Origin of the sequence: Acinetobacter uliginosus, from assembly GCF_044130295.1 — a bacterium.
Lineage (GTDB): Bacteria > Pseudomonadota > Gammaproteobacteria > Pseudomonadales > Moraxellaceae > Acinetobacter.
In genome coordinates this window covers 1-14,278 of the sequence record NZ_JBIQOC010000047.1, presented here as the reverse complement: position 1 = coordinate 14,278, position 14,278 = coordinate 1, and the positions used below count along the sequence as shown (strand labels likewise).

The 14,278-nt window shown below is 35.5% G+C and carries 11 protein-coding genes; 9 read left to right on the top strand and 2 right to left on the bottom strand.

The genetic code is table 11. The features are described 5' to 3' along the window. Positions 1–11: 11 nt before the first annotated feature. A complete protein-coding gene (locus tag ACE01T_RS09965; RefSeq protein ID WP_004907105.1) occupies positions 12–1,409 on the bottom strand; it encodes an efflux transporter outer membrane subunit in 1,398 nt (465 codons plus the stop codon). Positions 1,410–1,413: 4 nt separating this feature from the next. After that, positions 1,414–2,109, bottom strand: a complete 696-nt coding sequence (locus ACE01T_RS09960) for a TetR/AcrR family transcriptional regulator (protein WP_121594234.1) — start codon at positions 2,107–2,109, stop codon at positions 1,414–1,416. 203 nt (positions 2,110–2,312) lie between these two features. On the opposite strand from ACE01T_RS09960, the gene ACE01T_RS09955 reads away from it, so the two are divergent. From ACE01T_RS09955 to ACE01T_RS09915, 9 genes are all read left to right on the top strand, one after another. Beyond that, a complete protein-coding gene (locus ACE01T_RS09955) occupies positions 2,313–3,275 on the top strand; it encodes an IS30 family transposase (protein ID WP_395519196.1) in 963 nt (320 codons plus the stop codon). Positions 3,276–3,494: 219 nt separating this feature from the next. After that, positions 3,495–4,913: a phosphate--AMP phosphotransferase gene (locus ACE01T_RS09950; protein WP_125503267.1), complete on the top strand. Its 1,419-nt coding sequence runs from the start codon at positions 3,495–3,497 to the stop codon at positions 4,911–4,913. Positions 4,914–5,466: 553 nt separating this feature from the next. Next, a complete protein-coding gene (locus tag ACE01T_RS09945; protein WP_010588950.1) occupies positions 5,467–6,135 on the top strand; it encodes a hypothetical protein in 669 nt (222 codons plus the stop codon). Beyond that, the gene (locus tag ACE01T_RS09940; RefSeq protein ID WP_004907117.1) at positions 6,135–8,462 is read left to right on the top strand and encodes a hypothetical protein; all 2,328 of its coding nucleotides are present in this window, start codon (positions 6,135–6,137) and stop codon (positions 8,460–8,462) included. The genes ACE01T_RS09945 and ACE01T_RS09940 overlap by 1 nt, the downstream gene beginning before the upstream one ends. Beyond that, positions 8,446–11,661 (top strand): tyrosine-type recombinase/integrase, encoded by a 3,216-nt coding sequence (locus tag ACE01T_RS09935; RefSeq protein ID WP_004907120.1) that lies wholly within the window; start codon positions 8,446–8,448, stop codon positions 11,659–11,661. Before ACE01T_RS09940 ends, ACE01T_RS09935 begins: the two co-directional genes overlap by 17 nt. Before the next feature lie 130 nt (positions 11,662–11,791). Continuing rightward, positions 11,792–12,154, top strand: coding sequence for an MbcA/ParS/Xre antitoxin family protein (locus ACE01T_RS09930; RefSeq protein WP_004907123.1), 363 nt, complete (start codon positions 11,792–11,794; stop codon positions 12,152–12,154). Between the two features lie 295 nt (positions 12,155–12,449). Continuing rightward, positions 12,450–12,710, top strand: coding sequence for a helix-turn-helix domain-containing protein (locus tag ACE01T_RS09925; RefSeq protein ID WP_004907126.1), 261 nt, complete (start codon positions 12,450–12,452; stop codon positions 12,708–12,710). Between the two features lie 190 nt (positions 12,711–12,900). Then, entirely contained in the window at positions 12,901–13,209 is a 309-nt protein-coding gene (locus ACE01T_RS09920) for a helix-turn-helix transcriptional regulator (RefSeq protein WP_004282130.1), read from the top strand. Then, the coding region (locus ACE01T_RS09915) for a type II toxin-antitoxin system HipA family toxin (RefSeq protein ID WP_395519195.1) at positions 13,206–14,278 on the top strand (1,073 nt) is incomplete at its 3' end. The genes ACE01T_RS09920 and ACE01T_RS09915, both read left to right, overlap by 4 nt.

Here is a 14,278-nt window from a genome sequence, read left to right as displayed (position 1 = left end):
TACCCAATATTTTAAATTTTTTTTGCAAATGCGGTGTCACCACCCAAGGCAAAATAAAGACTGACATAGGACTGCATTAAGCTACTTTGCGTTTCAATCAATTGCTGTTCTGCACTAAGTAAATTGCGCTGTGCATCCAAAACGTCTAAATATCCCACAGCACCGTTGTCATAACGCAGTTGTGCCAGCCGTGCAGTTTCCTGGAAAGCACTGAGTCCTTGTTTCTGAATCCGTAATTGTTGATCTAAATATTTCTGTTGAACCAGTGCATCAGAGACTTCACGGAATGCGTTCTGTACCGTCTTTTCATACTCTGCCACTGCAATCTCTTTACGCACTTCTGCTAAGGTCAAATTATTTTTTAGACGACCCGCAGTAAAAATAGGCACACTGATACTAGGAGCAAACGACCAAACACTGCTGCCAGATTTAAATAAATCGTCTAAATCTGCACTGGCTGTTCCAAAACTGCCCGTCAGTGCGATACGTGGAAAAAATGCTGCGCGTGCCGCATAGATATTGGCATGCTTAGATTTAAGCATTGCTTCCGCAGCATGAATATCAGGACGGTTCAACAATAAGTCTGAAGGCAAACCCGTTTGTAGCATACTTGTTTTAAAAGTCACTTGATCTAAATCTGTTTTAGGCAAAGAAATCGGCTGTCCCACCAATTGCACTAAATAGTTTGCAGTCAGTGCACGGGATTTCTGTAATTCAGCCACTAAAGCTTGACCATTACTGAGCATTGTTTTTGCTTGCATGTATTCCACTTTAGAGCCTGCACCCACCTCAAAACGGCGCTTAAAAATTCGTACTGATTTTTCATAATTCTGTACAGAGCGCTGAGCAAAATGGATGCGTTTATCCAGTTCAGATAACGTTAAATAACTTTGAACAGTTTGCTGCATAATACTATTGCGTGCTGCACGCACATTGCTTTCAACTGCAAGAAATTGCTGCAAAGCCGCTTCATTCAAGCTGCGGATACGACCCCACAAATCCAGCTCCCATTGGTTCATGCCAAGACCCACAGAATACTGACTGGATGTCACTTCTCTACCGACATAAGATAAGTCGGCAGGCACATGACTGCGTTCCATGCTCGCAGTACCACCTATATTCGGAAAAAGTTCAGCACGTTGAATGTTATAAGCCGCTTGTGCTTCATGCATACGTAATGAAGCAATCTTTAAATCCTGATTCGCCACTAGTGCCAGATCGACAATATTAATAAGTTGTTGATCTTTGACATAATCAATCCAAGAAAGTGCTTGGTAAGAGTGCTGAGTTTGAATCGGATAATTATGAGATAAAGAAATTTTAGGCTTCTGATAAGGATCTATTTGTTGACAACCAGTAATACTGAATATAATTAAAAAACTACTATATTTTAATTGGGTAAATTGCATAATATTATTCACCCCAAAAATTAACAGAATGATAAAAATGAGAATTTGAAAACATATTTTTTAAATGAATATAAACTAACTGCTTCAATCTAATTTCAATATTAAAATTAGGATCTACCATCCAGTTATGAACTAAACCCATCAATGATGTTTTAATAAAATCATGTACCATTTCAATATCTACATTTCTTGATAATTCCTCTAGAGCTAATGCTTCTTTAAGCCATTTAATAGTTTTTTCCTCACGCATATTATGAGATCTTACCAGACATTCATTTAAAATTTTATTTTGCTCTAAACCATAAAATCTCAACCAAAAATATGCTCTATATTTTTCACGATACAAATAAAAATCATCTGAAATACTTAAAATTAATGAATTAATAGCATCTAAACCATATTTATTATTAGTTGCAATTTTAGATTTCTCATTTAACCAGTTTTCCAAATAATTTAAAACTCGAACAAGTAATTGATCCTTAGAACCATAGCGCCGAGAAACTAAACCGCGACTGTATCCAGCATTCACACCTACTGCCTCTAATGTAACTGCATTAACGCCACCTTCCGATAGAAGCTTAATAGTCTGATTCACCATCTTTAAATCAGATTCAATTGCTCTAACCTGTGTCTTTTTCTTAAAAAAAGCATTATTCAAGTTTTCTTTATGTTCTAAAACAGTTGAAATCTCAAGACTCACAACAGCCCCCCCTCCAAAGACATATAAAAATATTGCTGTCAACAACTTTTTCTGAAAAGAATATAAACTTAAAATAATAAAAGGTCAAAATTTATATTTCGCAGATTCAAATCCCAAGTGCAACACATTTGTAGTTAGTTGAAAAAGTTAGGTGTATTCATAGAATCATTAGACTTTTTCAACTCGCAATTGGAAAGCACACAATGAAGAAATACACCCAACTTTCTCAAGATGAAAGATACGAAATTTATGCTACTTTGAAAAGTAAAAGTTCAATCGCTACCCTTGCTCGGGAGTTAGGACGTTCACGATCAACCATCTACCGTGAATTAAAAAGAAATACTGGGCAACGTGGATATAGAGCTCAACAGGCAGCTAAATTTGCAAGTCAAAGACGGTACCGTCCTTCATCATCAATGACAGCATTTGCCTTCGCTTATATTGATTATTTGATTGGTTTGGACTGGTCACCAGAACAAATTTCAGGTGCTTTAACACAACGCGGTTGGCTGGGTGTACCTTCACATGAGTGGATTTACCAGTACATTTATCAAGATAAATCAAAAGGCGGTAAACTTTATCTACACTTAAGGCTTCAGAAGAAATATCGAAAACGCGGTTACAAAAACACGGATCTTAGGGGTCAAATCATTGATAAAACAAGTATTCACTGCCGAGACCAGGTCATTGATCAACGACAACGTTTAGGAGATTTCGAAGGTGACACGGTGATTGGTAAACATCATAAAGGTGCTTTATTGACTCTCGTTGATCGAAAGAGCCTGTATGTACATATTGTTCATTTAGGGCCAACGAGAGCATCCTCTCAAACGATTACTTGTGCATTAGATCGTTTACAAATGAGCCATGCTTATAGTGTGACATTTGATAATGGCAAAGAATTTTCCGAACACAAAAGAATTACTGATGCTGGCATAGAGACGTATTTTGCTGATCCTTACAAGTCTATTCAGCGAGCTAGAAATGAAAATACGAATGGTTTAATCCGTCAATATCTGCCAAAATCATCATCGTTTGATGACGTGTCAAACGAACAAATAGAGCAGATAGAATTTGCACTCAACCATCGTCCTAGAAAAACACTAGGTTGGTATACACCGAGTGAAGTTATGGCTGGTTTTTATACTGTTGCACTTGCCGCTTGAATCCGCCTTTTAATATTTTAAATATAAATAAATAACAATAACTTACATTAAAAATACTAATAAAAATAATAATAAAAAAAATACCGATCTTTTTAGTCGGCTTTGTTTTAATGGCACAAAAAAAAGTTGTTGCAAAACAACTTTAATAATAAAACAATAACATTGACTGTAACTGAATTTATAATTATTTTATTAAAAATTTTTTAAACGAGACTTAAAATGAATTATCAAGACCTCTCCATTAAATTAATTCAAGAACAATATAAACTCAAGAATTCTAAATCAAAAAGTATATTAGTAATAATTGGCGGAATTGAACTAACGCGAAAAAATCAATCAATCAAAAAGCTAAGTGAATTAATGGATCCTAGATATTTAAAAATTAAGGCTGAAACCCCAAATAGAGTCAAAGAAAATAAATTAATTTGGCAACCATACATAAATGACATTCCAAAAAATGGACAAATCATGTTTTTTTATGGGAATTGGTATACTGATTTACTAGCGTCAACTATATTAAATGATGAAAAAATACAAAATAATGTATTCAACGAACACTTAAAGCGTATATATGAATTTGAAAGTTACTTAAAAAATAATAATGTAGATATTATTAAAGTTTGGTTTGATGTTTCATGGAGCAAAGTAAAAATTCGCACAAAAAATATTGATATTATTAATAAAATCCAAAGAGTTCCACGTTTTACATGGGATGATTTTCCACAAAAAAAATGGAAAACTAAAACCTTATACAATCAAATTCAAACTTTAAGAAATAGATTCACCCACGATTGGGTAATCATTAATAGTGAAAACAATATAGAAAGAAATACACAGTTTTCTCAATTAATACTTAAACATCTAAAACTACCACCTGTACAAATTAAGAATAAATTTAAATATCAGGCGGCACCTATTCCTTCAATTTTAACTCAAATAAAAAAAAGTGAAATTAGCCACATAGAGTATAAAAAAACCATTAAACAACTAGAAAGGAAAGTCGCAGATGTTCTACGTTATTCATCACATAACGTTGTATTAGTTTTTGAAGGTATGGATGCCGCAGGTAAAGGCAGTTCAATTAAGCGCATCATTAAATTTCTAGGGCTACACGAATATAATATTCATAGTATTTCAGCACCAGAAAATTTTGAACGATTACGTCCTTATTTGTGGCGTTTTTGGAATAAGCATTCAACTAATGGGGCACTTAATATTTTTGATCGCAGCTGGTATGGACGTGTACTTGTAGAACGTGTAGAAGATTTAATTAACCCAATAGAATGGCAAAATGCTTATGAAGAAATAAATCAGTACGAAAAACAACTGTCTGATACAAATACAATTGTTATAAAATTTTGGCTAGCAATTTCAAAAGATGAACAATTACGTCGTTTTTACAAGCGAAAAAATACACCTCAAAAAAGCTTCAAATTAACAGAAGATGATTGGCGTAATAGAGAAAAGTGGGATGCCTACTTACAAGCAGCATCAGATATGTTCAAATATACGAGCACAGATATTTCTCCTTGGCACATCATTGCCAATGATAGTAAATATGCTGCACGAATTGAAATTTTGCAAACTATCCTTCATAGCGTACAAAATAAAAATTTAGGTCACTTAGAAAACTTATAAGATTATATAAAGATATTTTATAATCAAATCAGGTGCCATTAGCATCTCGAAAGAATGAGTCCAAAAGCATTTGAAACAGGGCAGAATGAGGCTGTCTCATACTGGGATAACTAGAGCTGTCCCCTATGAACTCAAAATAATAGCCCTCTAGGTAAAGAGGTCCATTTTAATTTTGAGGCTGTATTAATTTAATATTCAACTTCTTTCAGTTCTTTAGCTAATAAAAATTTCCAAGCTCCGTTTTCATCAGGCTTGAAACTATACCTCCAATGTGCGAATAAGGCTGAAAACTCAAGTGGGAGATTGATTGCATAGAATATCTGTAACAACTTCTACCTGTTTCAATTGTTTAATTTCCCAAGTAAGAACCTCTATATCTTCAAATATACAGCATGTTATAGGTTGTTATTTAGTTCTTAAAATTATATAAAAATAACAATATATTGTATATTAATTGTAAATATACACAAGATATGGGGTATATCAATCTTGTTTAATATTTCAAAAAATTATAAGAATATTCAATTGATTGTTTTTTACACTTATGGGGACTATGGAAACGGCTTTTGATTTCAATGAAAAATTTGGCACACCTAAAAAATTGTTGTGTAAAAATTTTAATAAAATCCAAATCAGTGTACATCCTTATTTTTCTGGAATTTATCTTTGCTATCAAGAGGCTTTTAAATCCTTAAAAACTGATTTGTCTACATTAAATCCAAGTCTCGAACTTCACGTATGGAAAGATCCTAATTTCTCTGGTTTTACCATTACAAATAATTTTCAGTGGTTTCTATATTGGTCTCAGCATATACCAAAAAATATTAACGTACTTGTTCATTCTTTTCCTCAAGATGAGGACAAAATTGAGCTATTAAAAAAAGTGGCAAGTTCAGAATTCATAAAATTTCTGTCCTTTTATCATGAACTGGACCGACTTAACCCTAAAAAAATGCAATCGCTGATTAATGCCCATATTTCATCTGAAGTTATCCTGGCTTTAAACAAAGAAAATTCTTTCAAACCTCACCGTACTATGAGCTTGGATCTGCTTGCAGAACTGCTGTCATGCACACAAAATCAACTGAATTACCGCAATAAAGTTATAAACCGGAAAAGACAGAATGTGCTTGATCAACTGCAGCAAACCAGTGGAATTGTGCAGCAGCTTCTAAACAATCCCGACTTCGTTCTCACGCCAGATCAGCTATGGAAAGCATAATGTCAGAATCTAACCCAAGCCATCAAAATGCTGCTGATATTACGCGGGTATCATTAAAACAGACACTGGAAAAACTCTTTGGTGACGAGCAGCTCCAACGTACCAAACATATTCAATATGTTGCTGATTTACTGATTTCATATCCAACTGATCAATGTCTGGAAGGGCTGAATCTCGATCTATTAGATTTTGATCTAGAAACCAGTTCTGTTGTTGCTAGACCCGCTGCCTTGGTCTCCTCTCGAAAACATACTGTTCGCGCAACACCAGTCACTTGGTATGTGAACTCAATTGCACAATTAGCAAAGTCAGAAGAAAATGCGTTAATCTGGAATATCCTGGTCTTAAAAGCAGCAGTTTACCTAATTGCGCTTCCAGACATTCAACCTGAACTTTTTAAAGATGATCACACAGAACATTTCAACACTGTAAAACGTTTATTCCAGCGCTTCCGTACCGCCAATCGGGTTCTGAGTTCCGAAAAAGAATATCAAAATACTCCTGAATATATGCTTCTTTGGAAAAAGTATCTTAAAGATCCATCCCTTTCCTTAGTTGAATTTATTCGGTATTTGAATGAGGTTATTGATGAAGAACGTGATAAAGAGTCATCTAATGATTTTATGCAAAACCTGCTCAAAGTGATCCGCATCACCTTTAATTATGTTTTGGAAAATAAAGCAAAAATTGCCAAAGAGAGCATCGAGACTCAACTGCAACATGAATTTTTAGACGAAGATCAGCTGATTGTAGAAAGTTCAGAAATTAAAAAAGGGCAAAAATCTAAAGCTCTCAATATAGAAAAACAACTAGATGACCAAGATACACGTCAAATACTTGTAGACCCAACCATCGTTACCCCTCTGGCTGAATATTCAGAATCCAGCCAGAGCTATGTGCTGCCTCTGGTTGCCAAACATATTCAACGAAAAGAACATTTGCTGCCATACAGCAGCCTCTTTCCTAATATCACAAGTATAAGTGCTCTACTTACTGAACTATATAAAAATTACATTGTTGAAATTGAAGAAGACTCTAAAGACAAGGATAAAGAAACCAAAAAAAAGAAGGCATCCTTGATCCTGATGCTGTCATTTCTGACCGGAAATAAAATCCAGGAGTGGCTACATCTACAAAGTAAACGTGCTAAAAAATTGAATTCTCGCCAACAGATCAAGCAAAGCAATGGGCAATATTTTCTGAGAAGTAAATTTTCAATTTTTGAAAATAAGGATTTTGCTTATCCAGATGGCTTGCTCAACCAAACAGTTCATCTGGACATCCCGATCCCGAATTCATTTATTGCTTCGCTACGAGATGGTAACACCGTTACGGAAGAGGACATTCAGCAACATTTGAAACAGCTGAGAGCCAAACTTTATATTCCAAAATTATCATTAATAAGAATTAGCTCTCTTTTACATCAGACTATTTTGCAACGCACTGGAAATAAACAGCTTGCTGACCTTCTCACCGGTATTGATGCAAATAAGTCTTCTTCTACTTCTTATTGTCATCAAAATATCCTGACTTTACAGACTGAATATGTCTCAATTTTAAAAGAGCTGTGTGAGTCGTTATCCGATGACTACCAGAATATCGAATATGCTGCAGAAAAAAACTTTGGTAGCCGCAAAGCACCTACTTCAAATGTGATTCAAAATATCTTTGCCACACTCAAATTCAGAATAATTTCACAAAAAGAAGACGACTGGATAGCAATTTTCAATCATTACAATCTGTGGATGTGGCATTTCTTGTTGCTCTTTACTGCTGCACGACCCGTCGCTGAATTTCCAGGTTTTTTAAAAAGCTTTAACCTGAAAAGAAAAATATGCATGGTTTCTGATAAAGAGGTGGGTGGGCGTCAAGGCTATGGACGTTTAATTCCACTGGGTCATTTTGTCGCACAAGAACTCCAGAAATTCATAGAATTTTTACATTATTTTAAAACTCAAATTGCTCCTAGTCAGCCAGAAATTCCACAATATATTCAACATATTTTAGAGAGCAAGCTTCCACTTTTGAATATCTTTCAGGATGGTCAATGGCACCCATTAAGGCCATCAATTGTAAAAAACTTTCATCCTGAGTTAGGTTTGGAGCATGAAAACTGGCACCGGCATACTGCCCGTGCGTTTCTCAGCAATAAAATTAACGAAATTGAAATTTTAGCTTTATTCGGTCATGAACCGATGCAGCAAGAAGCTGCTCATCCTTATTCCAGCTTATCTATTTCACAATATTCAAGCATTGCTCATATTCTTGAACAAATGAAAGATCATTTTAATATTACCGGTATTGAACTAGATGTCCTCACTCAATAAACGTACTAAGCAAACTCGAACACTATATGCCGAAGCACGTAGAAAACAAGACCGACTCGATCAGGAAAAACAGCTTCGAGCAGATGTAGAACAGGAGCTAATTCAATACTTCCAAGAACAAGATTTGGAACAAAAAGGGCATCTTGAATCCTTCTATCCAGCAATTTATGAGTTTATTAAACGCAAAGCTCCAAGCTTGGCCTGGAAAAAATATGCGCATGAATTTTTTCGGTCATATATCAAGCAAATCAATTTAAATCGTCGTGAGACTTTGCCCCTACCAAATCTGACATTTGAGATGCAGCGTGATCAGCCGGTTTTTACAATGGACTGGATCGAGAAGGGACATCAGGTTGATGAAGTTCTTGATAAGCTTTGGGACTACTGGATTCTAGCGAAAGATAGCAAGACATTTTCTGATGATGAAATCATTGGAAATATTGTTATTTCTGCCCTGCTTTACTCAGGCTTAAATCAAAAATCCTCTTTAGAAGCTTTGCTTGAACACTTAAAAGATCCGGCAAAAATCAGAAAGATCGAAGATCTGAACATTATATTTTTAGAACCGCTCTCCCCCTCTTATGGAGATCTCTTTATTGATGAAAAAACCATCCGTAAATCGCGTAATTTTATTCCGGATCAAATTACACGCTTATGGTTAATTCATTTTAATAGCAGAAATATTCGTACAGTAAACCAGAATGTAGAAGACTATCTACAGCTTATTTTTAATAAGATTAAGTTACCATTTAATCTCAAAACTTATAAATTGTTACGCGACTACGCCAACTTTAACTGGATGCAACTCCCGAAAGTTGACATTGATCCTGCACTTTCACAATGCCTCATTGAGAATACTGCAACCTGTGGCTTATCAGAAATAGAATTTGAAAGATTTCTTCATCCAAAATTTAAATATCAGCAGGACACTCTTACTGATTCAAATGTAGAAAAATCACCATCTACTGTGAGGGAATCCTACTCTAATGATGACATTCAGCAAGCCTTGGATGATGTTATAAAGATTCACAAAGACCTTTTACAACTGATTCGTACATCACAAACTGATCAAAGTATCGATGCATTAATCATTAAATATTGCATTGAAAATACTAATAAATTTAATGAGTATAGTAAACGTGTCGCCTTATGGCTCATCAGCCTTTATAAACCAGAATTAGAACAGATTCAGCCACTGGCTGAACGTTTTAATTTTTGCGTAAACCAATTTCAAAAATCGTTTCAGCAGAATAAGCGTTTAAAAGACGGTTCGATTTACACTTATTATTCGCGTATTGCCGAGCCTTGGCTAACCCATTCTTTACAATATCTAGATAGCGAAGATGATCTGAATACGATACTGGCTAATATCTATCAGCAAATCATTACGAATACCCGACTTGCAGATGAGGCAGGCGAGCTTAACTTTAAAAAATCCAGTGGTCAGACCGTCAGAATGTTGAAACGCTTCCATAGCTTTCAACAAACAGTTTTTGACGCTGAGTCTCTCGAATTAGAGTCAATTGCCATACAAAACAGACCGAGAGCACGTATCATTGGTCCCATGACTTATCAAGCTTTCATGAACAAGTTAGATACCTTATTTTCAGGGGCTAATAGTCAAGAAAATACGTATAAGACATTAAAAATCATCTATATTTTAGCTTACCGTACCGGTATGCGTATTAATGAAATTCTCGGCTTACGTGTGCGGGATATCGAGGGCTTGAGCTGTTTATCCGTTTGGATTCAGCCCTACGGCTCAAAAAAGAAAGGAAACTTACATCAACTTAAAACAGATAGTGCTGAACGCAAAGTCCCTGTATATTGCTTATTAAAAACCGATGAATATCAAATATTTCATAATCATGTAGTCGAGCAACGATTACTCAATCAGGAAAACTTATACCTATTCAGCAACTGGAATGAAAATAGCAAGCTGAACAAACATACGGTGACAACACCTTTCAGAATGATTATGAACGAGCTTTTTAAAACTCATGACTATTCTTTTCACTCATTTCGACACACGGCTGCCAATCACTTATCCATTCTGCTCAACTGCGATTATGCTCCACTGGTCAAGAATCTTACGGATTATACTGCAGAAGAATATCAGTCCATTCGGACAGAGTTACTCCGTAATACGCATGGTCAAAATCATTGGTTTATGATTGCCCATTTACTGGGTCACATTGACCCTACGGAAACCTTTAAAAGCTATATTCATCTGAGCTACCTGATCGCTGGACATAAAATACTGCAATATCACCCAGACATAGATACTCAATTAGCAAAGAAAATGATGGGCTACCTGCCTTCTTTCAAATTTTTAAACACAGTAAAAGATTCTGCTCCATTCAATTTCGAAAAACATGCTGTCCATTTAAGTCAGCAGTTACTCAACGATCAAACTGACTGGTTAAAAAGTAACGTAGAAGATATTCTAGATGAGGTTTCATTTAACGCTCAGCCTCATGATTTTTTTAAATATTTTGCAGGAACAAAGGAATCCAAAATTTCATTTGCATGGTTTTTTAAATGCTTAAATTTACTGGAAATTCATCATGATCCAGATCTAGTCTCAAAGGAAATGTGTTTACCTGTAGAACTGGTTAACTACTGGTATGAAAATGCAAAACAACTAGGCCAGCTCAAGTCTCAAAAAAATAACCCAAGATTATTTGATCTCAACAACACAAATCATCTGGATAAACCTTTGAAACCCGCCATGATAGATACCGTTGAAGAGCGCACAGCAAGGAACTATTTTTTTGAAAATATTCAAAATATATTTGAAAAAAAGCCAGATCAAATAAAAGCGGTGCTTGAGACATTTTTAAGTCGTGTTACAGTTTCTCATACCGGCATTCATTATCGATGGAATAAAATCGATCAATTGGAATCATTTTATTCCAAGGTAAAAGACCTGTTTCCCCATCAATTTTGGCATTTGCTTGGACAAGACTTGGTACAATTGTTAGATAAAAAGAAACAACCTTTATTACTGAAGCTGACTAAATCGAGCACAACAGAGCATCCTACGACTCAAGAAGATTATGTTCGTCTCCAGCTTTACTCAACAAAAGATGCCAAAGCACTGGCAGCGTTTAAATTCTGTTTACATTTAGCCTGTATCGGTAGACCTCGATCTCTTGAACTCCAAGTTGCAGGACTAGAAATCACTACATGCTGTTAAATAATTTAACCGTTGTTTCCTTATCTAAAGTCAAATTTAATATATCTTTAGTAAAAATTGGATGTCTGATCAACGATAATTAAATAGTATAAACTCTATGAATTAGCAGCGTCTGAAACAGGGATCAGTCATGCGTACAACATCAGAAAAAACTGCAAAACAGAAAATGATATTAGCTAAGGCAGTTTTAGCTGCTGCTGAGCGCCTTGGTCTTACACAAGATCAACTAGCCTTAATACTGAATATAGATTCAGTGAAAAAATTAACCTCTCTTGAATTAGATCCCACTTCAAAACAGGGAGAAATCGCCCTCACTTTAATCCGTATTACCACATCACTAGATGCTCTTACAGGTGGGGATACAGCCTGGATGCAGCATTTTATGAAATCACCCAATAAATTGATGAGTGGTATTCCAATAGAACAGATTCAGAACCCTCAAGGATTGGCCTCTGTTTTACAATTGGTGGAAGGTCTTCGGGCTAAACTTTAAGATAAGCAAAGTATTATAGAAAAATTTGAAAGTGATAGTCCTCTCCAATAATTCAAATGCGAGGTATAAGAATCCCCCTTCTTCTCAAGATGTATATGTCTGGCCTAATTCCGTCAATTAATTGCGAACTGCTGCTATATATTGGATTTTATTAACCTGATGCGAGGTAAATCCCCCTTATAAATTCAATAACTATTCAACAATCATTATAGAAGTTTGCTATATAGCAAACATTCACCATAATTAGTTAAAAGTTTGCTATATGGCTAACAAGTTTCGGGAGCGAAAAATTGATATGGCTACAAGAGGCGAAATAGGTAAAGAAATACGTTTGGCAAGAAAAGGATTAGGCTATACACAGAAAAGTCTTTCAGAAAAGACTAAAGTCAATAAAACAACAATTTCAGAGATAGAGAATGGCCGTTTTACAGGTTCATTTGACATATTTGAACGTGTGCTTGATGGCGTGGGTTTACAATTCGAAGTGAATAAAAAAAAGTTTAAATTGCCACAGTGGGATGAAATTGAAGAAATATTTTCAGAATATGATGAATGAAATTATTTACAGGCTCTTATCATTTGGTATTTACATCCAACAATGCAAAATCAACAACAACTTGAACACCCATTTCTCATACAAGTAGGGCTATTTTACAGATCGAAATGATAAATTCATAAATTGCTTTTCAAAAAAAAAGAAACTAATATGTTTCTTATAGGACCTAAAAGCAATAAATGTATCTACAATGAATAAGTCTTTACTTCAGCAAATCAAAAAAAGACGAACCCAATTGGGCTTAAAGCAAGTTGATATGCAATCCCGTACAGGCATTTCAAGACAGCAGTACCAAAAACTGGAAAGTCAGGGCAACCCTCGATTAGAGACCTTAGAAATTATAGCGGCAGGATTAAATGCTCAACTGATGCTCATCCCTGATGATAAGGTTCATTTGATAAGACAATTATTGAATGATGAAATTAAAGTCACTATTGAAGATCAGGATGACTTAATGACTAACCCATGGAAGGGTCTTCTCGGAGGAGAGGAACCATGAATACTGTTGCCGTCCTGAAATTAACATTACATCACGGTATCGTTGGATACTTGGCAGGATTTCAGAGCGGAAAAAATATTCTGGTTTTTACAGATTCTTTCCGCTTTGATCAGCAACGTCCGACCTTGAGCCTGCTGACTTCCCCCTTGTATCCTCAAGCGGATAAAATTTTAGAAAAGACCTATGTTACACATCAGCGCTTACACCCCTTGCTATCAAACTTGCTACCAGAAGGTGCATTACGTGAACTGATTGCACAAAGCCTCAAAGTACATATAGACAATGAATTTCAGTTATTGGCAGCTTTAGGTCATGATTTACCTGGAGCACTCATTGCGACTCCATTAGATCCAGAAGAAATTCCAGATGAAATAAAATTCAAACTGCAGATCTCGAATCCAGATCAAATTTTAAAGCAAGAGATTCGAACAGATAATAAGTTTTCCTTGGCCGGCGTCCAAATGAAGTTTTCCATGAAAGCCAAAGATGGGCGTTTTACACTAGCACAGGCAACGGAAACGACTCTACTCGGGGACTGGATTATCAAAACTCCTTCTTCCAGACATGCTTTTGTTCCGCTAAATGAATATTCTATGATGACCCTTGCCAAAACGGTCGGAATAGATGTCCCTGAGATTCGCTTGGTGGATATGGCCCTTTTACAAGACCTTCCACCATTAAATTTACCCCAAGAGCAATATGCTTTCGCAATCAAAAGATTTGATAGACAGAGTACTGCTGATACTACAGAGCTTATTCACATCGAAGATTTTGCTCAGATCTTCGGCGCATATCCACATCAGAAATACAGCACCACAAATTATGAGCAGATAGGAAAGATCATTTATCAATTATCAGATAACAAAATTATTGATATTCAGCAATTTGCCAGCCGTTTACTCATCAATATTTTACTCGCTAATGGAGATGTACACTTAAAGAACTGGAGTATGATTTATTACGATAAAAGTGCACCAAGATTATCACCCGCATACGATATATTAATGACCAGTGTATATATTGAAAATGAGCATCATTTCGCATTAAATCTTGCCAAAAATAAAGATTG